This window comes from Microbispora catharanthi (assembly GCF_006334915.2).
Classification (GTDB): domain Bacteria; phylum Actinomycetota; class Actinomycetes; order Streptosporangiales; family Streptosporangiaceae; genus Microbispora; species Microbispora catharanthi.
This window is the reverse complement of sequence record NZ_VDMA02000005.1, coordinates 70612-91314: the sequence shown is the minus strand read 5'-3', so window position 1 is coordinate 91314 and position 20703 is coordinate 70612. Positions and strand designations below refer to the sequence as shown.

The following is a 20703-nucleotide window of genomic DNA, read 5'->3' as shown; positions in this document are numbered from 1 at the left end:
ACCTCACTTCCGGGTCAGGTGGGCCAGTAACGCGTGGTACTCGTGCAGGGCCAGGCGCAGCGCCTCGGTGTCGCCCCGCTCGTTGTCCTTCCACTGGTCGAGCAGCGCCTGCCGGCGGCTGGTGAGGGCCGACAGGGCCTCCTCCACGAGCGCGTCCGCCTGCTCGACCGACTGACGGGGATCGTCGACGAAGCCCGTCTTGATCTCGCGCCACCGGCTGTCCAGCGCCTCGTCCAGGACGGACGCCGCGCCGGAGGCGGCGGTGGTGGTCGAAACGGGGTAGGCCACCGGGCCGTCGACGGTGGCGCCGGTAGCGGCGGCCGTAGTGGCGTCGCCGGCGGTCGCGCGGTCCTCGGCATATCCGGTGCCGTCCGTCTCAGCGTCGCGGTGCGCGTCGTCGTCGTAGGTGTCGTACGCGCCGGTCGTGGCGTCGCCGGACGGACCCGCCTGGGTGCCGGGCTCGGTGTAGTCGTCCGTACGGCCGCCCGCGACGAGGCGGTCGCCCTCGGCCGTGTGCCTGCCTCCGGTCTGGGGCGACGTGAGGACGTCGTCGCCCGCCTGGCCGTAGGGCTGGCGGAAGCGGGAGCCGTCGCCGTCCGCGTCGGTCGTCCCGTCCGTCTGCGCGTCACCGCCGGTTTCCGGTGTCGTGTCCCGCGGGTACGCGCGGTCGCCGGCGTCGCGTGCCGTGCCGTCCGCGTAGCCGGCGGTGTACGCGTCGCTGGGGGAGTAGACCGGACCGGGACCCTCGTGCTCGTCCCGCCCGGCGTCCGCGACAGCCCTCTCTCTGCGTGCCTCCTCCTCGAGGGGCTCGGGGGTCTCGGGAGTCGGCTGCTCGGCGACGTTGTCGCGCTCGTCGTACCTGTTCGTCCGCATGGTCATCGCCCCGCCTTCCGTACGTGCGCGTGGTGGCCGGTCATGGAGGCGCCGTCGTAGCCGTCGGTGGTGTACGCGGCACCGTTGACGTGGTCGTGCAGAGCAACGTCGGCGCCGTCGCCGAGAAGCTCCTGGAACAGCGCGCGGTAGTGGACCATCGCCTGGCGGAGTTCCTCCGTGGTGGCCTCCTGCCGGGCGGCGCGGCTGCTGATGTCGTGGGCATTGCGGTAGTGGTCGAGCGTGGCGGCGTGGGCCACCGACAGGTCGCTCAGACGCTGCTCGAACTCGTCCGTGGGATAGCCGCGCTCGGCCATCACCGCGGTGACCAGCGCGTCCGCCTCGGTCACGGCGAAGCCGGGAGCGTCTACAAAGCGCTCCTGCACCTCGGCCCACTTCCTCGCGTATTGTTCCCGGGTCTGCGGGTCGAGCGGGCGGATGTCCAGCTTGGCGTGGCGCTCCTCGCGGGCGAGCAGTTCCTGCTCGGCCTCTTTACGGCTGTCGCTCTCCCGCACCGTCCGTTCGTACTCGGGCCCGAAACGGTCCTGCAGGTGGCGCCGGCGGTTGCGTGCCGACACAAGGTAGCCGACTGCCAGGATCACCAGCACGGCGACGATCACGACGGCCACCCATGCTACGGCGGTCATATCTGCCTCCAGGGGTGAGTGCGTTGTTCATCCGCACTGCCCGGGAATGCGGCCTTCACGCCTTGCGTAATCGCGGATTCTGCGGGTAAAGGGCGGTTGACCAGCAGAGGAGGTAGCCATGGGCTTCGGGGCCAGTCTCGCCTTCATCGCGGTCGGCGCGGTTCTCGCGTTCGCCGTCAAATGGGACGTTCCTGGAATCGACCTTCAAATGATCGGCTGGATTCTCATGGCCGTGGGGGTCGTCGGCATGGTGTTGACCGGTCGCTACACCCGGCGCCCGCGGACCGAGGAGACGGTGGAGACCATCGAGCCGGACACGATGTACACCGTGGACCCGGCGGCCGAGCCGCACGTCCACATTCATGAGACCGAGTCGCACACCGCCGTCCACCCGGGCGAGCGCCACGTGCACGTACGCGAGGAGACCACGCCCCTGCCGCGCGACGGTGTGTGAGCCGTACGGTCAGGGACCGGTGCCCGCCGCGTCCGTGGTTTCGCGGGCCTCGGCGAGGACCCGGGCGACGTGTGAGTCGTCCCCGGCGGGCACCTCGTGGAAGCCCCGCTCGGGGTCGTAGGCGATGTCGAGCCCGTTGTCGACCAGCCGGCTTGCCCACCGCAGGGCGGTATTGAGCCTGTCCTTGGGAATCCGGCGGCCCTGAGCCGCGGCGGAGAGGTTCCGCAGGTTGGTGGCGGGGCCGCTCTGGCTGTGCTCGCGCCGGAGTTTCCACGGCAGGGCACGGCTGTGGTCCGTCATCGGCTTGGACAGGCCGGCGGCTCGCTTCGCCTGCAGGATGCCCGACTCGGTGACACCGAAGTGCTCGGCGAGACGGGCGTTGGCCCACCCCTCGGCGGCCAGCCGGACGAGTTCTTCCTGGTCGATGCGCGCCTTCCTCCCCATGATCGCCAGCCTAGGCCCACTGGCGCGGTTCGTGTACGCACGAGGGCGGAAACTGCGCTAAGGTTTGGGTGTGCCCGGGGAGACCAGGGCAACGGGACGTAGCGCAGTTTGGCAGCGCACTTGACTGGGGGTCAAGGGGTCGTGGGTTCAAATCCCGCCGTCCCGACACTGTTCTAGCAGGTCAGAGCCACAGTTCCCAAGATCGGGGATTGTGGCTTTTCTGTTGTGTCACCCAGGTGTCATCAAGAGTGGCACTCCCGGACCATGCCGCCCGGTGACAGATGTATGTCCAGCGTGTCACCGCATATGCCGGTCCTCTGGCCGGGGGAGCGCCTTGTGTTCAAACGGAGTGGAGATCTACACCGTAAAGGACGCCGCTTCTGAGCAGCGCACCTTGATCGACAACGCATCCTCTGTGGGGCCATCGCAGACGCCCATGGCGACCGTGGCGACCTTCCTGGCTACGGCTTGGTGACCGTCGTTCGCCACACTGGCGCCGAGTAGCGCGGAAAGCTACGAGCCGCGAGGGGGAGCAGTGCGTTGTCACCTGTAGTGAGCATCGGTAGATTCCGATCATGTCCGACGCCGACTTCACTCCGCTGCGTGTCACCCAACTGGCGTACGGGCGTGACATCGACTTGGCGATCCGGGAGTGGGCACGGGCCAACGGACACCCGGTCAGCGAGCGCGGCCGAATCGGGCACGGGGTCATCGAGGCATTCTTCGCCGCCAACCCTGACGCGTATGAGCGAGCTGAAAAGACCGAGGCGGTCCATGCCACCGCCCGCACGCCCGGTGCCTCACCGGAAGACTATGCGTGGCAGGACGAGGGCCCGCTGGGACCGATCTACACGATCACGCTCGTCAGGGGAGTGGAGGAGCGCGAGGTGCTCCGGCGCCTGGGCGTCGCCCTGGAACACATCCGCCTGATCGACGTGGATGAGTACCCCGATTCCAGCCGCACCGAGATCGTCGTGGCACGGCGGGAGGGAGACTGGACCATCGTGATCGAGGAGTGCGGCCGGCGCGGAGTGCAACGCGAGGTCATCGGTGAGCTGTCCCGCGATGGCGGCGAGGCCGTCGCGGTGGTGCGACACGATTACGCCGCCCGTCACGACTTCGCCTACGCCCTCGACGGTGAGCTCGTTACCGGTTTCGATCCGAGCCGGCCCGGAACCCGGTGGGGCACCGCACCCGACCGGCTCAACCGGCATCTTCGCGAGCTCGGCATCGACCCGGCCTCCGACGACTGGATCGACAACGCCATCCAGGCCGTTCTGGCGCTCGCCGGCCGAATCTCCGGCGTCATGGTCACACCCGCGCACGCCGAACGTCCCGTTCTCGGTGCCGCGATCCCCCGTTGAATCCGGCTCTGGCGCTCTGACGCCCAGCGCGGGGCCACTTCGGGTGCGTCGGTGGCGGACCGGCTGGTCCGAATCGGCGCAGAGGTTGGATGGTCAATTGCGAGTTCTCCGGGCCGGATTTGACGCCGGACGATAGTCGGAGGTGCTTCCACTGGCATGGGGTCGGGTACAGAAGGCATCGAATTCTCCCTTATCGGGTTTTTAGTCCTGTCCGTAATTGTGGTTCAAGTTGATAACGAGGTGATTGCTCGAACAGTGGGGCAAAGGCGTTCGGGGCTAGTGTTCACTGGTGCTTCTTGATCGCATCCACACGGCTTCTCGGTCTGCTGATCGTGCATGTGATCGGAAGAGGTGAACGCGTGGGATTCTTCGACCGTTTTCGGAGTGAGCCGGGCCGGCGCCGAGCGGCCGCGGCGCATCACCCGTCCGGGCATGATGGTAGACAGGTTCAAGCTCCCCGCCCCGCAGTCCCTGCTCGAACGGGATATCCGCAGCAGTCCCCTCCGCCGCCTACTGCTGGACCTTGGCTGCCACCAGGCTTCGGGGTCAGCGTTGCGGGGCTGAACATCGTCGGCGGCCTGCTGTATGTGGGCGCCGGTCTACCGTCAGCGTCGGGACAGACGGTCGAACCCGCGTTGATCGACCCTCGACTGCCGGTCGACCTGCGCCGTCCGGATTGGACGGGGCAGGGCTTGCGCTACTGGCCCTCGTATGCGTCGATTTCGCCGGACTCGCGTGCCGCCTATTTGTCCTGGCTCGCTGATGGACGACGTTATCCGCATGTACCCATCGGCTATGTGTTCCTGTACTTCTATGGCCTGGAACGACGGGCCCTGCACGACCTACGCCTGGATCGTTCCACCGCCGGGCATGAGCTATCGATCATCCAGGCCGAGGTCCGCCGGCTTCTCCGGATCTACGGCGAGAACTCCTCCTTCCGTAGCTATGCCGGTGAGTTCGACCAAGTCCTCGACCTGCTGATCCTGGCGGGCCAGGACACGCGGCCCAGCGCCGGGCATCCCCCTGAGCCTTCTCGTGAGGTGACGCCGCTCCGGCTGAGGGTGGGATTGGGGGAGTTTTCGGCGGAGGGGCGACCAGTCCCCGCCGAATGGGCGTTGGCCTGGATCCGTTCCCACCCCGACTACTACCCGCGTACTCCGGCAACGCGTTGCGCCGCTCAGTTCGATGCGCTGTTCCGGTCGCGGTACGCCGCGCGCCATCGAGCGGGGCTGGTGGTCCGGCCCGGACGCAAGGAAGTCTCCCTGGATTATCGGCCCGCCAGTGCCGGCTTCGGCGGGTATCCCCGGCTGACACTCCACGGCATCCCGGACGTGCTGACGCTGGCCGCGCCGACACGCAAGCTCGTGGCGTTGGCTGACGAGTGCACCACCGACTTGGATGCCTACAGCCGTTTCGTCGGACGCTTCCCGGACCGGCAGACGAGTGTGCAGGCGCAAGCACTGCTTCCAGCGGAGTTGCTGGACCTCGAGTCGGGAGGCGCGGGCCGCGCCGTGACGTGGGCGCGGAACCGTCTCGGCGCGCAGGAGACCGCTCTCGTGCCGGCGGAGGAGTTCGCCGCACTGCTGGGCGCGCCTACGGCCAAGCCGGCGAAGAAAGACGTCGTCGCTCTGGCACAACTGCTGGCCGGCGTGGGGATCGGAGTCGAGCCTGATCCGCGGATGGGGGGTCCGGTCCTGTCGAGCGGTCCCATGGTGCTTTTCGCCGCTCCGGGCGGTCCCACCGCGGCGTCCTCAGACGCCTACCGCGCCGCGACGATCCTGCTCCATCTGGCGGCGGCCGTGAGCGCCGCCGACGGGGAGACCTCGGAGGCGGAGCAGCGTCATCTCGGCGATCATCTCGAACGGGCCCTGCACCTGACGCAGGACGAACGCCGGCGCCTGCACGCGCACCTGCGCTGGCTCATCGCCACCGACGTCAAGCTCACCGGCCTGACCCGGCGCCTGGCGGAGATCGACGAGGAACAGCGGGCCTACGTGGCGGAGTTCCTCACCGGGGTGGCCGCCGCCGACGGTCACATTTCTCCTGAAGAGGTCAAGACCCTCAGCCGTATCTACCGTCTGCTCGGACTCGACCCCGCCACGGTGAAGTCCGTCCTGCCTGCCGCCGCTCACCCCACTCCAGCGGCCGGTCCAGTGGTCGTCCGCCAGGCCGAGCCGGAACCCGGCTTTGCGATTCCCCGCCCTGCCGACGTGCCAACCGCTCCCGTCGCCGTGCACCTCGACCACGGTGTCATCGCCGCCAAGCTTGAGGAGACGGCCAGGGTAGGGGCGTTGCTGGGCTCGATCTTCGTTGAAGAGGAACCGGCGCACGTGCCCTCGCCGCCTCCGGCCGCTGATCCGGTCGCCGGACTGGACGGCCCTCATTCCGGCCTCGTACGCGGCCTCCCCGACGTGGATCAGTTGTCTCGGGGGGAGTTCGAGGACCTCGTGGCGAAATGGAACCTGCTCCCCGATGGAGCACTCGATCGCATAAACGAAGCCGCCTACGAGATGGGCGGTGAGCCGTTGTTCGAAGGAGACGACCCGATCTGGGTCAATCGACATCTGCTGGGAGAGATGCTCACGTGACCACGACGACCCCGATCCGCCCCCGCGAGCGTGATGCCCTCCTCCAGTCGCTGCGAGCAGGCGTAGTCCCTCGGGTCGGCCAGCGGCATGTGCAGGTGGGCCGCGCCCCCGAGGTCCAGGCCCTGGTGACCGACATCGATCGAATCGCCGGTGGTGGTTCGGCCGTGCGTTTCGTCATCGGCGACTTCGGCGCGGGCAAGACCTTCTTCCTGCACCTGGTGCGGTCCATCGCCCTGGAGAAGAAACTGGTCACCCTTCACGCCGATCTCAACCCCGACCGCCGCCTGCACTCCACCGGCGGCCAGGCGCGCAGCCTCTATGCCGAGCTGATGCGCAACATGGCCACCAGAGCCAAGCCCGACGGTGGGGCACTTCCCGCGGTCGTCGAGAGGTTCGTCTCCACGGCACTGGCCGAGGCCCAGCAGGTCGGCGCCAACCCCGGGCAGGTCATCCGTACGCGCCTGGCCTACCTGGCCGAGATGACCGGAGGGTACGACTTCGCCGAGGTCGTCGGCGCCTACTGGCGCGGGCACGACACCGGTGACGAGCAACTGAAGGCCGCCGCTGTGCGCTGGCTGCGCGCCGAATACTCCACCAAGACCGAGGCCAGGTCCGCGCTCGGCGTCCGGACGATCATCGATGACGCGACCTTCCACGACCACCTCAAGCTGATGAGCCGGTTCGTGCGCCTGGCTGGATACGACGGCATGCTGGTGTGCCTGGATGAGATGGTCAACCTCTACAAGCTGGCCTCCACGCAGGCCCGCAACGCCAACTACGAGCAGATCCTGCGCATCCTCAACGACACACTGCAGGGCACGGCCGCGCACCTGGGCTTCGTGTTCGGCGGCACCCCCGAGTTCCTCACCGACTCCCGCCGCGGGCTCTACAGCTATGCCGCACTCCAGTCGCGACTGGCGGAGAACTCTTTCGCCAGGGACGGGCTGGTGGACTACTCCGGGCCGGTGCTCCGTCTCACCGCCCTGACTCCGGAGGACCTCTACGTCCTGCTCACTAAGATCCGGCACGTCTACGCCTTGGGCGACCCGTCCCGTTACCTCGTCGCGGACGACGCGCTGCCGGCGTTCATGCACCACTGCTCCAGCCGCGTCGGTGACGCCTACTTCCGCACGCCGCGAACGACGATCAAAGCCTTCTGCGACCTGCTGGCCGTACTGGAGCAGAATCCCGGAGCGGACTGGCGGCGGATTCTCCCCTCGGTCGAGCTGGACCAGGAGAGCAACCCAGATCTGGCCCCGCTCGAAGAAGACGAGGATCCCGCCCTGCGGGCATCGGTGACCCAGCCAGGAGCTTTCGATGACGACGACCTCGCCTCCTTCCGGCTCTAGCGCCTTCCGGCTGCTGCACCCCAAGGTGCAACGGTGGATCTGGCAGCAGGACTGGCCCGAGCTTCGCCCTGCCCAGGAGGCGGCGGCCGCTCCCGTGCTCGCGGGTGAGACAGACGTGCTCATCGCCGCGGCAACCGCCTCGGGGAAGACCGAGGCCGCGTTCCTGCCCATCTGCTCGGCGCTGACCGCGGATCGACCGCGGACCGGTGGGTTCGCCGCGGTGTACATCAGTCCGCTCAAGGCGTTGATCAACGACCAGTACGGCAGGCTCGACGAGCTGTGCGAACACCTGGACATCCCGGTGGCCCGCTGGCATGGCGACGTCGGTGCCAGTGGCAAAAGCAAGCTCCTCGAGCGGCCGCGGGGCATCCTCCTGATCACCCCTGAATCGCTGGAGGCGATGTTCGTCCTTCGCGGGTGGAAGATGCGCGACCTGGCCGGTGCTCTGCGCTACGTCGTCATCGACGAGATGCACTCCTTCATGGGAGCCGAGCGCGGGGCACAACTGCAATCCCTCATGCACCGGCTCGACCTGGCCGCGCGGCGCCGCGTCCCACGGGTCGGGTTGTCGGCCACGCTCGGAGACATGCGCGCGGCGGCGGATTTCCTCCGGCCCGGCAGCGGGGACAAGGTCACCGTGATCGTGTCGGACGCCGACAGCCAAGAGCTTCAGTTGCAGGTGCGCGGCTACGTCGAAACGCGGCCCAACCTCTCTGCCCTGGACAGAACCGCCGATGAGGACGCGGAGCAACAGACGGGCGAGGAGGACTCAGGGGACCGGATCGCCATCGCCGATCACCTGTTCACGACCCTGCGCGGCTCCCACAACCTGATCTTCGCGAATTCCCGGGGCGCTGTGGAAGAGTACACCGACCTGCTCAGCCGTCGATGCGACCAGGCGGGCGTGCCGAACGAGTTCGTCCCGCACCACGGAAACCTCTCCAAGGACATCCGCGAGCATGCCGAGTCCCGCCTCAAGGACCGTGCCCGGCCGGTCACCGCCGTCTGCACCTCCACCTTGGAAATGGGGATCGACATCGGATCGGTCTCGTCGGTCGCCCAGGTCGGAGCGCCCCCCGGGGTCGCCGCCCTGCGTCAGCGCCTCGGACGTTCCGGGCGACGAGGAGGGCCGGCGATCCTGCGGGTCTACATCCGCGAGCGTGAGCTGTCACCAACGCTGCACCCAGCCGAGGAACTTCGCGCACAGTTCGTGCAGACCATCGCGACGATCGAGCTTCTGCTACAGCGCTGGTACGAACCCCCACACGGAACGGCGCTGCATCTGTCCACCCTGGTGCAGCAGACTCTCTCGCTGATCGCCCAACACGGCGGCATCACCCCGAACGACGCCTACCGAACTCTCTGCGTCCAGGGGCCGTTCCGGCTGGTCGACGCGGCGACCTTTGCGGCGCTGCTGCGCGACCTCGGCGAAGCGACGCTCATCCGACAGGAGACCGACGGCCTCCTTCTCCACGGTGACGCGGGGGAGATGCTCGTCAACCACTACACCTTCTACGCCGCCTTCGCGGCTCCCACCGAATACCGCATCGTGCATAGGGGACGGGCTCTCGGAAGCCTGCCCATCGAACAGTCACTCCCCGAAGGCGCTCTGCTGATTTTCGCGGGCCGGCGTTGGCGAATCGTCGCCATCGACGCGCGGGCGAAGGTCATCGAGGTCGCGCGAGCATCAGGCGGCCGCCCGCCACGCTTCACGGGAGCAGGCCCGGAGGTACACGACCGCATTCGGACCGAGATGCGGCGCGTTTACGAGGACACCGCTGTTCCGACCTATCTGGATGCGACCGCTCAGCGCCTTTTAGAGCAGGGCCGCGCCGCCTACCGCCGCTTCGGCCTGGAAGCCAGGCCTATCGTGGGCTACGGGAACGACACTCTGCTCTTCCCGTTCTGCGGTGACGCGATCATGACGACGATCGCGCTTACCCTGCATAGCAGGGGGGTCACTGTGGAACGACAGGGTCTGGCACTGGCGCTGTCCGAAATAACGCCGCAGATCACCGCCGACCTACTGAGAGAACTGAGCGAATCCGAGCTACCCGCAGCGACCGAGCTCGCTCGGCTAATTCCTGACAAGAGGATCGACAAGTACGACGAATCGATCGGCGAGGAACTCTTAGCCCGGTCTTTCGCCGCCCGTCGGCTTGATGTTCCCGGTGCTCGAAACGTGATCAGTCGTTTCGCTGAGCAGGCCGCCCTCGCTCGTTTCGCGTGATTTCAAACTGCCTTGGTTGGCGGGTGCACGCGGCGGCCGGTAGGGCCGTCGTCACCGAGAGGGCCAGGCTGCCGCGGCCGTCGCCTAGCACCGGCACCAGCGTACTTAGATCCTGGGATTTCCGGGGATGCCAGTGGGCTTGGTTGCTGAGAGGTGCAAACAGTCGAAGGCCCCGCCCGTGGGGTGTCGGTGCCGAGATCGGTAAACGCTGGAATGTTGGGTCTGATCCGCAGCGATGTCCTGGTGACCGCTCCAGCCGAACGCAGCCCGTAGATGGCAGGATTATGGTCGACCTCGGCTTCACCGGTTTCAGTCGTCCGGCCAACGACCACCAATTCCTGTCGGTGAGCGACGGGGACAGGCCGAGCGTTGCGATGGCAGCGGCAGTATGTCGTCACCGCAGCCGCCACAGCGGCGTCGGAAGAAGAATTCTTCCGGTCGTTGAAAGCCGTAGGCGTGCTGGTGCGGCAGCGGATGAGTCAGCGCAATCCCGGCGACGTGACGGGGTACGCGGTGGCGCTGCCGGAGCATCGCAAGCACACCGGTTCTGGGGCCGGATGCAGACCGAACTGCTCAATCGGCGGCGGTGGAACACCCGCATCGAGTTGGCGAACGCGATCTTCGAGTATCTGGAGATCTTCCACAACGGCCAACGACGTCACAGCGCCCTGGGGATGCAGCACCCCGGTCGAATACGAGATGCTCTACGCAAACATGCAGCTGGCATGACGGCCAACCACGCCGACTCCACCGAACCCGAGGTACATCAGAGCCTCCATCAGACCCGGAGCGCTTCAGCCGGCCATCGCGGTCGGCGAGTGACCAGAGCGCGGGTGCTCGGGCCCTCGAGTGCCCGCGCGTGCTTTTCCTCGGCACAGTAAACGGACATTAGGGGCGAAATACCGTGTAGTTTCGTGATGGCCGGGGTAGCGGGAGACGGATGGAGGTGGTGGCCACCAACACACCGATCTCCTAGGAGGACCCGTGACCGTCGACGACATCATCCGCGAGGCCCTGTCCAGCGTGGACTTCCCCGCGGACAAACAGTCGCTCGTCCAGCAGGCGGCCGACGCCGGCGCTTCCGAACAGGCGCTGCGGCTGCTGCGGGCATTACCGCTCGGCACATACGCCAACAAGGCGGAGGTGCTGCGATCCGTCCCCCGGGATCCCGACGAGGAAGAGGGACTCTCGCCGGCCGAACTCGCGCGCAGGGCCCGAGAACGCACCGGCGAGGGCCGGGGACGGGTGGCCGAGCACCTGCGGCAGCCCAAATCGTGACCGACCGAGGGCAGCCGGGGCACGTCAGCGGATGTGTTTCATTTACCGGCGAGCGCCAGGTAGCGGTCGTCGGGGGGCCGTAAGTGATGTCCCGCTGAGTGGTGTAACTCGCAGCTGATCATGTGGGGGTCGGCGAGTTGTGGGCCGGACTGCGGAAAAGGGCGAAGGGTGTCGATGATCCGTTTGTGACGACAGACATCAACACACCCGCCCGCCGGCACCGCTCGACATCGTCCGTCCACGCCCGGGGCAGGTACAACTCCCGATCGATGAACCCGTGCCCGGCGCAGCAGAGCCCAGACCCGCCGCCGCGGCTCTACCCGGGCAAATTTGCCGCCGATTCGGTCGGTGAGCTCATCGAACATCACCTGCCACTGCGAGGCCGTTACGCTGACGCCTGCGGCCACCGCACGATCTTTGATTGTCAGCACAACACTCGATGATCGCGTGGCCGTCCGCATCTCTACACCCGCCCGCGCACAAGATCGCGATCTCCGGTTGGAGTATCGGGGGCCTCCGTCGACGATCCCGCACCTGCGAGCGGAACTGGAGCAGCGCCGGGCCTGGCCGCGTCATAGTCACAGGCGGTGTGCGCCAGGGGTTCGGCCAGATCGTCTGCGGGTGGGTCGGCTACGTGCTCGCGGTCGCCGCAAGCCACCGGGTGGCCACCGGCGCGGGTGTCTGCCGGGCCGATCAGGTGATTTTTCGGTGGCGCCACGGTCCTGGCAGCGGTTGTCGGCCGGACAGGGCGCCAAGGGGTACCGCTACTACGACTGGGCGTTCGTCGAGATCGACGCCGACCGCCCGGGCCGTCGTTGGTTGTTTCTGTGCCGGGTGGCTGAACGAGAGGGCGTGTCCCTCGACCAGCGCGGGAACATGCCGCCGTGTTCGCCACGTTGCGCGAGGCCATTGCGGACAAGGAGTTCTTCGACATCGCCGTCCAGTTGCCGGACCAGTACAGGCCCTGATTCCGCGTCCGTGAGCGGGGGGCGGGCGGACTCGCCGCTCACGTGTTCCATGAGCTCCGGCAGTTCTCGGAACCGCGTGAGTAGCAGGTCGCCTCTTCCGCGGAGGTTCTGACACGTCACAGGCCCGGGTCCGGTCACGGCGATCGACTCAGGTCGTCGTGACCACGATTCCGCCCTCCGTACGCAGGGAGTCCGGCCGGGGCGAGAAGGTGTGGGGGACGGCATGCTGGCACAGCCGCCTGCGGCACCGCTTGGGCCGCAGGGTGCCGGAGGTCTCCGTGGACCTGCGAAACGTTTCGGAACGGGCGCGGCAGGCGTTGCACATCGCGATGGTCGCCCCGCCGTGGTACGACATCCCGCCGAAGGGGTACGGCGGCATCGAGTCGATGACGGCGGATCTCGTCCGCGGGCTGCTCGCCCGCGGACACCGGGTGACCGTGATCGGCGCGGGCGACGGAGGCGATCGGCGCACCTACAACGAGCCGCCGTCGGCCAGGATCGGAGAGGCGTTTCCGGAAGTCGTGCACGCCGCCAGGGCGGAGCACTTCCTGTGCGGACTGGCGCCCGACGTGGTCCACGACCATTCGCTCGCCGGGCCGTTGTGCGCGCCGGCACGTACGGCTCCCACCGTGGTCACCTGTCATGGCGACGTCCGGGGCGAACTCGGCGCCTACTACCGGGCCCTCGGCACCGCCGTCAACCTCGTCGCCATCTCCTGGTCGCAGCGGGCGAGCGCACCCGACCTCACTTGGGTCGCGCAGGTGCACAATTCCGTGGACTTCGCCACGTTCCCGTTCCGTGCGAGCAAGGAGGAATGGGTCCTGTGGTTGGGCCGACTGCATCCCGACAAGGGCGCCCACCTGGCCATCGAGGCTGCCTGGGCGGCCGGCCGGTCCATCGTCCTCGCGGGCAAGCAGACGGAAAGAGCCGAACAGGCGTACTTCCGGGAGTACGTCATGCCGCTGCTCGGCCAGGCGGCGCAGTACATAGGCGAGGCTGACGCCGCGCTGAAGCGTGACCTGCTGTCCCGAGCCCGTTGCCTGGTGTTCCCGGTGCAGTGGGAGGAGCCGTTCGGCATGGTCATGATCGAGGCTATGGCCTGCGGCACACCGGTGGTGGGACTCAGCAGGGGTGCGGTTCCCGAGGTCGTCCTGGATGGCGTGACGGGCAGTGTCCGTCACGAGGTCGGGCAGCTCCCGATCGCCATCGAGGAGGCCGGACGGCTGGAGCCGGCGGCCGTGCGCGCCTACGCGCTGCAACGCTTCGACGGTCCGGTGATGACCGAGCGAACCCGTATACCAGCAGGTCTTCGCGCGGATACATGACCCGGGCCGTCCGGCGGGACGGGAAGGGTGAATTTCGGGGAGCCACAACGCCTGACCAGTACGGAGTTGCTTCGCCCCTGGCGCTCCCCCTGGGCGACTTGCTACTGCTCATGGGAGGCAGATCAGGGTCGGGAAGGGTGGTGCGAGGGAACGGCAGGCGGGATCCTGGCATGGGAGACGAAAATCCCGTCGGGTGTTCCACAAGCCGACGGGGGGACACGCGTCATAGGGATTGTTCTCGCTGGTACAGCCCTGTTACCGCCAACGTCGAAGGTGGCGTGGATTCCGGTTCTCCCGCTCCCGCCGATGCATATCAGCGGCGTAGCGAGTCGTCTTCACGAGCTGGAATAGCCGAGGGGGTTGGTCCCGTGAGCGTCCCGAGAACAGCAGGGCCCCACAAGGTGGTGCTGGCCACCTACAGCAGCTACGACGCTGCCCAGCACGCCGTGGACGTCCTGGCCCGCCACGACTTCCCGATCGCACACGTCACCATCGTGGGCTGCGATCTGCGGTGGGAGGAGAAGGTGCTCGGACGATGGGGCCTCGGCAGAGCACTCGTCACCGGCGCGGGTACCGGTGGCTGGATCGGTCTTCTCATCGGCTTGATATTCGCGATCTTCAGCCCGTGGGCCGGATGGGCCATCGGCTCCTCGATCGTGCTCGGGCTGATCTTCGGCCTCGTCTGGGGTGCGATCAGTCACGTGGTGCAGCACCGGGCGTTCGCCTCGATGCCTGCGGTCGTCGCCGACCACTACGACATCCTCGTCGCCCCGGAGTTCGCCGACGAGGCCCGGCGCGTGCTCACGCATGCTCGTGAGGCCGCTGCGCTCAGGTGAGCGCCAGGAGGGGGATGAGGACATGGCCAAGGCGGTGGGCATCGACCTCGGCACGACGAACTCGGTCATCGCGACCACCGAGGACGCGCATCCGACGGTCGTCCCGAACGCCGAGGGGTCGCGCACGACTCCCTCGGCGGTGGCCTTTACGGACCAGGGCGAGGTGCTGGTGGGCCAGATGGCCAGACGCCAGGCGATCCTCAACCCGAAGGGCACGATCTATTCGGCCAAGCGCTTCATCGGGCGCAAGTTCGACGAGGTGCAGAGCGAGATCAAGGCGGTCTCGTTCGACGTCGTGCCGGGCTCGGACGGCGCCGTGCGGTTCAAGGTGCGCGACAAGCTGTACGCGCCGGAGGAGATCTCCGCCTTCGTGCTGCGCAAACTGGCCTCGGACGCCGGGAAGTTCCTGGGGGAGAAGGTCAACGAGGCCGTCGTCACGGTGCCCGCGTACTTCAACGACGCGCAGCGGCAGGCCACCAAGGACGCCGGCAAGATCGCCGGTCTGGAGGTCCTGCGGATCATCAACGAGCCGACCGCGGCCGCCCTGGCATACGGCCTGGACAAGAAGGGCAACGAGACCGTTCTCGTGTTCGACCTGGGCGGGGGCACGTTCGACGTCAGCGTCCTCGACATCGGCGAGGGCGTCATCGAGGTCCGCGCCACCTCGGGCGACACTCACCTGGGCGGCGACGACTTCGACCGGCGCATCGTCGACCACCTGGCCGACGAGTTCCACAAGCAGCAGGGCATCGACCTGCGGCGCGATCCGCAGGCCCTCCAGCGGCTGTTCGAAGCCGCGGAGAAGGCCAAGGTGGAGCTGTCGGCGGTCACCCAGACACAGGTCAGCCTGCCGTTCATCACGGCCGACGCGACCGGCCCCAAACACCTGAACACGACGCTCATGCGCTCGACCTTCGAGCAGATCACCCACGACCTGCTCGAACGCTGCCGGGGTCCGGTGGAGCAGGCCATGGCCGACGCGAAGCTGACGACGAACGACCTCGACGAGGTGATCCTCGTCGGCGGCTCCACCCGCATGCCGGCCGTGCAGCAACTCGTGCGGCGGCTGACGGGCAAGGACCCGAACATGACGGTCAACCCGGACGAGGTCGTGGCCGTCGGCGCGGCCGTCCAGGCGGCCATCATCAAGGGCGAGCTGAAGGACGTCGTGCTGCTGGACGTCACGCCGCTGTCGCTCGGCGTCGAGACGCTCGGCGGCGTGATGACGAAGATCATCGAGCGGAACACCACGATCCCGGCCCGCCGCACGGAGACGTTCAGCACCGCTGAGGACAACCAGTCGGCCGTGGACATCGTCATCCTGCAGGGCGAGCGCGAGCGCGCCGCGGACAACCGGGTGCTCGGCCGGTTCCGGCTGGAGAACATCCGGCCTGCCCCGCGCGGGGTGCCGCAGATCGAGGTCACCTTCGACATCGACGCCAACGGCATATTGAACGTCTCCGCCAAGGACAAGGACACCGGCGCCGAGCAGCGCATCACGATCAGCGAGAGCTCCAACCTGGACAAGAGCGAGATCGACCGGATGATCGCCGATGCGGAGCGGCACCGCAACGAGGACGCGCAGCTTCGTGCCGCGACCGACGCCCGTAACGAGCTGGACTCTGCCGCCTACCAGGTCGAGCGCCGGCTGTCGGAGCTGGGCGACACGGTCCCGGTGCACGAGAAGGCACGGGCCGAGCAGCTGATCATGGAAGCGCGTCAGGCGATCAAGGAGGAGGTGCCCGTCGACCGGCTGCGCGGCCTGACCGCGGAGCTGCAGCAGATCTACCACGGCCTCGGCGTGGCGGCGTCCGCCGCCCAGGCCCAGACCCAGGGGCCGACTCAGGCCGGGCCCGGCCAGGCCGCCGCCGGCCCCTCGGACGAGGACGTCATCGACGCCGAGTTCACCAGCTCTGATTAGCCCGTGACATGACATGACCGAGCGGAATGAGACACCACCTCCGGAGCCCCGGCAGGCCGTCGAGGAACCCGTTGCGGAGAAGCTCGCCGAGTTGGAGGACCGGTGGCTGCGGGCCGTCGCCGACCTCGACAACCTCCGCAAGCGTGTCGCGCGCGACATGGACCGGCAGCGGATCGAGGAGCGTACGCGTGTCGCGGCCGAGTGGCTGCCGGTGATCGACAACCTCGAACTCGCGCTGAGGCACGCGGGCGCCGACGCCGATGCGGTGATCGAGGGGGTCCGGGCCGTCCGCGACCAGGCGGTCGGCGTGCTCGCGCGCCTCGGCTTCCCGCGCAGGGACGACGTGGGCACGCGGTTCGACCCCGCCAGGCACGAGGCGGTCAGCACGGTCGCCGTCCCGGACGCCGACCCCGGCACCGTCGTCGAGGTCGTACGGCCCGGCTACGGCGACGGCGCGCTGCAACTACGCCCGGCCTCCGTCGTCGTCTCCACGAAAGCCGACGAGTGATGGCGGAGCGCGACTTCTACGAGATCCTGGGCGTGCCGAGAACGGCGGATCAGGACGAGATCCAGCGGGCCTACCGGAAGCTGGCCCGCACCTACCATCCCGACGTCAACAAGGCCCCGGACGCCGAGGACCGCTTCAAGGAGGTCTCGGAGGCGTACGAGGTGCTGTCGGACCCCGGGACGCGGCGGCGGTACGACGCGTTCGGGCCGGACTTCCGCCGGGTGCCCGAGGGCGTGGACCCGTCGGCGTACGCGCGCGCCCGCGCCGGAGCGGGAGCCGGCGCGGGACCGGGCTGGGCGGGGCCGGGGCCCGCCTGGGCGCGCGGACCCGGCGGGGAGGAGATCCACTTCACCACCGGCGAGGGGTTCGAGGGCATCGACCTCGAAGACCTGCTCGGTGGCGTCTTCGGCAGGCGCAGGCGCGGCGCGACCGGCCGCGGCTGGGGCCCGGTGCCCGGCGCCGACCAGGAGGCCGAGCTGCCGCTCACGGTGGAGGAGGCCTACCGTGGCGGCCAGCGGAGCATCACGATCCCCGGCCCGGGAGGCGGGCGGACCCTCCAGGTGAACATTCCCCCCGGGGTGACCGACGGCCAGCGGATCCGGCTCGCGGGCCAGGGCGGCGCGGGCAGCGACGGCGCCAGTGCGGGCGACCTCTACCTGATCGCGCGGATCGCCGACCACCCCCGCTACCGCCTGGAGGGGCGCGACATCCACGTCCGCCTCCCGCTGACGCCGTCGGAGGCCGCGCTGGGGGCGACCGTCGCGGTCGACACGCCCGGCGGGGAGGCGAAGGTCAAGGTGCCGCCGGGTACCTCGTCCGGGCGCCGCCTGCGCCTGCGCGGACAGGGCATGCCGAACCCGCGCGGCCGGCCCGGAGACCTGCTGGCCGAGGCCCGGATCATGGTGCCGCCCACGCTCGGCGACGAGGAGCGCCGCCTGTACGAGCAACTGGCCAGGATCTCGGCGTTCAACCCGAGGAGCCCGTCATGACCTATCCGCTCGTCCGGCTCGCCCAGGTGGACGTCGGGCACCTGGACCTGGAGTCCTTCTCCCGGGCCACGGGGCTGCACCCGGAACTGGTGCGTCGCCTGGTGGCGCTCGGGCTGATCGAGGCCTGGACCGGCTTCTCGGGCGGCCTGTGCTTCCCGCCCGCCCAGGTCGCCGCCGTGGGGCGCCTTCAGCGCCTGCACGCGGGGCTCGCCGTCAACTACGCCTCCCTCGGCCTCGTGACGGACCTCCTGGACCGCATCGCGGAGCTGGAGGCGGCTCTGCGCACCCATACGAGATGGACCGGAGACAGATCGTGGACCTGAACCGCCTGACGCAGAAGTCGCAGGAGGCCCTGCACGACGCCCAGACCGCGGCGATCCGCTTCGGACACACCGAGGTCGACGGGGAGCACCTGCTGTTGGCGCTGGTCCGGCAGCCCGACGGGCTCGTCCCGCGCCTGCTGTCCGCCGCCGGGGCCGACCCGGACAAGCTCCGGCTCGAACTGGAGCACGAGCTGGAGCGGCGGCCCCGCGTCACCGGTCCCGGCGCCGCCCCCGGCCAGGTCTATGTCACCCAACGGCTGTCGCGGCTGTTCGATGCCGCCGAGCGGGAGGCCGGCCGGCTGAAGGACGAGTACGTGTCGGTCGAGCACCTGCTGATGGCGCTGCTGGACGAGGGCGTCGACAGCGCGGCGGGCCGGCTGCTCAAGGGACACGGGCTGACCCGTGAGCGCTTCCTGCAGGTCCTGACGCAGGCACGCGGGAATCAGCGGGTGACCTCCGCCAATCCGGAGGTCGCCTACGAGGCGCTGGAGAAGTATGGGCGCGACCTCGTCGCCGCGGCGCGGGCGGACAAGCTCGACCCGGTCATCGGGCGGGACGGCGAGATCCGCCGGGTCGTCCAGATCCTGTCTCGCAAGAGCAAGAACAACCCGGTCCTGATCGGCGACCCAGGCGTGGGCAAGACGGCGATCGTGGAGGGCCTCGCGCAGCGCATCGCGCGCGGCGACGTACCGGAGGGCCTGAAGGACAAGACGATCTTCAGCCTGGACATGGGCGCGCTCGTCGCGGGGGCGAAGTACCGCGGCGAGTTCGAGGAGCGCCTGAAGGCCGTGCTCACCGAGGTGACGGCGTCCGAGGGACGCATCCTGCTGTTCGTCGACGAGGTGCACACGGTGGTCGGCGCGGGTGCCGCCGAGGGGGCGATGGACGCCGGCAACATGCTGAAGCCGATGCTGGCCCGCGGCGAGCTGCACATGATCGGCGCGACGACCGTGACGGAGTATCGCAAGCACATCGAGAAGGACGCTGCGCTGGAGCGCCGCTTCCAGCCCGTCTTCGTCGACGAGCCGTCGGTCGAGGATTCCATCTCCATCCTGCGCGGGCTGCGCGAGCGGCTCGAGGTCTTCCACGGCGTGAAGATCCAGGACGGCGCGATCGTCGCCGCGGTTGTGCTGAGCCACCGCTACATCTCCGACCGCTTCCTCCCTGACAAGGCGATCGACCTGGTCGACGAGGCGTGCGCCATGCTCCGTACGGAGATCGACTCCATGCCTGCGGAGCTGGACGAGCTGACCCGCCGGGTGACGCGGCTGGAGATTGAGGAGGCGGCGCTCTCCAAGGAGGACGACCCGGCGAGCCGGGAGCGCCTGGAGACGCTACGCAAGGAGCTGGCCGACCTGCGGGCCGAGGCCGACGCCATGCGGGCCCAGTGGGAGGCCGAGCGGCACGCCCTGCGCAAGGTGCAGCAGCTGCGCGAGGAGATCGAGAGCGTACGCCGGGAGGCCGAGCAGGCCGAGCGCATGTACGACCTGAACCGCGCGGCCGAGCTGCGACACGGCAGGCTTCCCGAACTGGAGCGCAGGCTGCGTGCTGCGGAGGAACAGCTGGAGAGCAAGCAGGGCGGGCGCCGGCTGCTGCGCGAGGTGGTGACCGAGGAGGAGATCGCCGGCATCGTGTCGCGGTGGACCGGCATCCCGATCAGCCGCCTGCAGGAGGGCGAGCGGGAGAAGCTGCTACGGCTCGACGAGATTCTGCACCAGCGGGTGATCGGCCAGGACGAGGCCGTGCGGGCGGTCGCCGACGCCATCATCCGGGCGCGCTCGGGGATCAAGGACCCCCGCCGCCCGATCGGGTCGTTCATCTTCCTCGGGCCGACCGGAGTCGGCAAGACCGAGCTGGCCAAGACGCTGGCCGAGGCATTGTTCGACACCGAGGAGAACATCGTCCGCGTCGACATGAGCGAATACCAGGAGCGCCACACCGTCAGCCGCCTCGTCGGCGCCCCGCCCGGGTACGTCGGCTACGAGGAGGGCGGCCAGCTCACCGAGGCCGTGCGGCGCAAGCCCTACTCCGTGGTGCTCTTCGACGAGATCGAGAAGGCACACACGGACGTGTTCAACACCCTGCTGCAGGTGCTGGACGACGGGCGGCTCACCGACGCCCAGGGGCGCACGGTCGACTTCCGCAACACCGTGATCATCATGACGTCCAACATCGGCTCGCACTACCTCAGCGAGAAGGCGGCGCCGTCAGGCGAGATCGACCCGGAGGTGCGCGAGATGGTCATGGCGGAGCTGCGCGCCCGCTTCCGCCCCGAGTTCCTCAACCGCATCGACGACATCGTGCTGTTCAAGCCGCTCACCGAGGCCGAGATCGAGCAGATCGTCACGCTGATGTTCAACGACATCAGAGCGCGGCTCGCCGAGCGCAGGATGACGCTCGAGATCAGCCCGGAGGCGGTCCGCCACATCGCCGAGCGCGGGTTCGACCCGATCTACGGAGCCCGTCCGCTGCGCCGCTACATCGCCCGCGAGGTGGAGACCCGGGTCGCGCGGGCGCTGGTCGCCGGCGACGTCAGGGACGGCGCGACCATCCGGGTGGTTCTGTCCGGCGGCGAGCTCGTCGTCACCTACGACAACCCGGAGGGCTGA

General features: G+C 68.6%; 17 protein-coding genes, 1 tRNA gene and 1 pseudogene. 16 read left to right on the top strand and 3 right to left on the bottom strand.

Annotated features, from left to right (window positions below; genetic code table 11):
* Positions 1–3: 3 nt before the first annotated feature.
* Entirely contained in the window at positions 4–879 is an 876-nt protein-coding gene (locus tag FH610_RS10965) for a hypothetical protein (RefSeq protein WP_139574217.1), read from the bottom strand.
* Complete coding sequence (locus FH610_RS10960; RefSeq protein ID WP_240808891.1) at positions 876–1517, bottom strand: hypothetical protein; 642 nt, start codon at positions 1515–1517, stop codon at positions 876–878. Before FH610_RS10960 ends, FH610_RS10965 begins: the two co-directional genes overlap by 4 nt.
* A 118-nt stretch (positions 1518–1635) precedes the next feature.
* Here FH610_RS10960 and FH610_RS10955 point away from each other — a divergent pair, with 118 nt between their 5' ends.
* Complete coding sequence (locus tag FH610_RS10955; RefSeq protein ID WP_139574216.1) at positions 1636–1971, top strand: DUF6458 family protein; 336 nt, start codon at positions 1636–1638, stop codon at positions 1969–1971.
* 9 nt (positions 1972–1980) lie between these two features.
* On the opposite strand, the gene FH610_RS10950 is transcribed toward FH610_RS10955, so the two are convergent.
* A complete protein-coding gene (locus FH610_RS10950) occupies positions 1981–2415 on the bottom strand; it encodes a hypothetical protein (protein WP_139574215.1) in 435 nt (144 codons plus the stop codon).
* A 92-nt stretch (positions 2416–2507) separates the two neighbouring features.
* Here FH610_RS10950 and FH610_RS10945 point away from each other — a divergent pair.
* From FH610_RS10945 to clpB, 15 genes and pseudogenes are all read left to right on the top strand, one after another.
* Positions 2508–2581: transfer RNA gene (locus FH610_RS10945), tRNA-Pro, on the top strand.
* A gap of 472 nt (positions 2582–3053) precedes the next feature.
* Positions 3054–3779, top strand: coding sequence for a DUF6461 domain-containing protein (locus tag FH610_RS10940; protein ID WP_276607653.1), 726 nt, complete (start codon positions 3054–3056; stop codon positions 3777–3779).
* Between the two features lie 332 nt (positions 3780–4111).
* The gene (locus FH610_RS10935; RefSeq protein ID WP_338104536.1) at positions 4112–6367 is read left to right on the top strand and encodes a tellurite resistance TerB family protein; all 2256 of its coding nucleotides are present in this window, start codon (positions 4112–4114) and stop codon (positions 6365–6367) included.
* The gene (locus FH610_RS10930; protein WP_139574212.1) at positions 6364–7716 is read left to right on the top strand and encodes an ATP-binding protein; all 1353 of its coding nucleotides are present in this window, start codon (positions 6364–6366) and stop codon (positions 7714–7716) included. The genes FH610_RS10935 and FH610_RS10930 overlap by 4 nt, the downstream gene beginning before the upstream one ends.
* Complete coding sequence (locus FH610_RS10925) at positions 7685–9946, top strand: DEAD/DEAH box helicase (RefSeq protein ID WP_139574211.1); 2262 nt, start codon at positions 7685–7687, stop codon at positions 9944–9946. Before FH610_RS10930 ends, FH610_RS10925 begins: the two co-directional genes overlap by 32 nt.
* A 284-nt stretch (positions 9947–10230) precedes the next feature.
* Complete coding sequence (locus FH610_RS45615; RefSeq protein WP_420813676.1) at positions 10231–10827, top strand: IS3 family transposase; 597 nt, start codon at positions 10231–10233, stop codon at positions 10825–10827.
* Between the two features lie 103 nt (positions 10828–10930).
* On the top strand, positions 10931–11224 hold the full coding sequence (locus FH610_RS10915; RefSeq protein ID WP_139574210.1) for a DUF2795 domain-containing protein: 294 nt from the start codon (positions 10931–10933) through the stop codon (positions 11222–11224).
* Positions 11225–11849: 625 nt separating this feature from the next.
* Positions 11850–12058 (top strand): annotated as a pseudogene (locus FH610_RS45610) (IS701 family transposase); the annotation flags it as partial.
* Positions 12059–12350: 292 nt separating this feature from the next.
* Complete coding sequence (locus FH610_RS10910; RefSeq protein WP_240808889.1) at positions 12351–13517, top strand: glycosyltransferase family 4 protein; 1167 nt, start codon at positions 12351–12353, stop codon at positions 13515–13517.
* A 368-nt stretch (positions 13518–13885) separates the two neighbouring features.
* Positions 13886–14353 carry a general stress protein gene (locus FH610_RS10905; protein WP_139574209.1) on the top strand — a complete coding sequence of 156 codons (468 nt, stop codon included), beginning with the start codon at positions 13886–13888 and terminating at the stop codon, positions 14351–14353.
* 22 nt (positions 14354–14375) lie between these two features.
* Positions 14376–16274, top strand: a complete 1899-nt coding sequence (gene dnaK, locus FH610_RS10900) for a molecular chaperone DnaK (protein ID WP_139574208.1) — start codon at positions 14376–14378, stop codon at positions 16272–16274.
* Between the two features lie 13 nt (positions 16275–16287).
* Positions 16288–16782 carry a nucleotide exchange factor GrpE gene (locus FH610_RS10895; protein ID WP_079314185.1) on the top strand — a complete coding sequence of 165 codons (495 nt, stop codon included), beginning with the start codon at positions 16288–16290 and terminating at the stop codon, positions 16780–16782.
* Positions 16782–17771: a DnaJ C-terminal domain-containing protein gene (locus tag FH610_RS10890; RefSeq protein ID WP_139574207.1), complete on the top strand. Its 990-nt coding sequence runs from the start codon at positions 16782–16784 to the stop codon at positions 17769–17771. Before FH610_RS10895 ends, FH610_RS10890 begins: the two co-directional genes overlap by 1 nt.
* Positions 17768–18094, top strand: coding sequence for a chaperone modulator CbpM (locus FH610_RS10885; RefSeq protein WP_079314187.1), 327 nt, complete (start codon positions 17768–17770; stop codon positions 18092–18094). The genes FH610_RS10890 and FH610_RS10885 overlap by 4 nt, the downstream gene beginning before the upstream one ends.
* Positions 18085–20703 (top strand): ATP-dependent chaperone ClpB, encoded by a 2619-nt coding sequence (gene clpB / locus FH610_RS10880; protein ID WP_139574206.1) that lies wholly within the window; start codon positions 18085–18087, stop codon positions 20701–20703. The genes FH610_RS10885 and clpB overlap by 10 nt, the downstream gene beginning before the upstream one ends.

Excerpts from the sequence above, each read along its gene's own strand:
- dnaK (WP_139574208.1), top strand. The coding sequence starts at position 14,376 with ATGGCCAAGGCGGTGGGCATCGACCTCGGCACGACGAACTCGGTCATC.
- FH610_RS10965 (WP_139574217.1), bottom strand. The coding sequence starts at position 879 with ATGACCATGCGGACGAACAGGTACGACGAGCGCGACAACGTCGCCGAG.
- FH610_RS10885 (WP_079314187.1), top strand. The coding sequence starts at position 17,768 with ATGACCTATCCGCTCGTCCGGCTCGCCCAGGTGGACGTCGGGCACCTG.
- FH610_RS10890 (WP_139574207.1), top strand. The coding sequence starts at position 16,782 with ATGGCGGAGCGCGACTTCTACGAGATCCTGGGCGTGCCGAGAACGGCG.
- FH610_RS45615 (WP_420813676.1), top strand. The coding sequence starts at position 10,231 with ATGGTCGACCTCGGCTTCACCGGTTTCAGTCGTCCGGCCAACGACCAC.
- FH610_RS10955 (WP_139574216.1), top strand. The coding sequence starts at position 1,636 with ATGGGCTTCGGGGCCAGTCTCGCCTTCATCGCGGTCGGCGCGGTTCTC.
- FH610_RS10960 (WP_240808891.1), bottom strand. The coding sequence starts at position 1,517 with ATGACCGCCGTAGCATGGGTGGCCGTCGTGATCGTCGCCGTGCTGGTG.
- FH610_RS10925 (WP_139574211.1), top strand. The coding sequence starts at position 7,685 with ATGACGACGACCTCGCCTCCTTCCGGCTCTAGCGCCTTCCGGCTGCTG.
- FH610_RS10950 (WP_139574215.1), bottom strand. The coding sequence starts at position 2,415 with ATGGGGAGGAAGGCGCGCATCGACCAGGAAGAACTCGTCCGGCTGGCC.
- FH610_RS10895 (WP_079314185.1), top strand. The coding sequence starts at position 16,288 with ATGACCGAGCGGAATGAGACACCACCTCCGGAGCCCCGGCAGGCCGTC.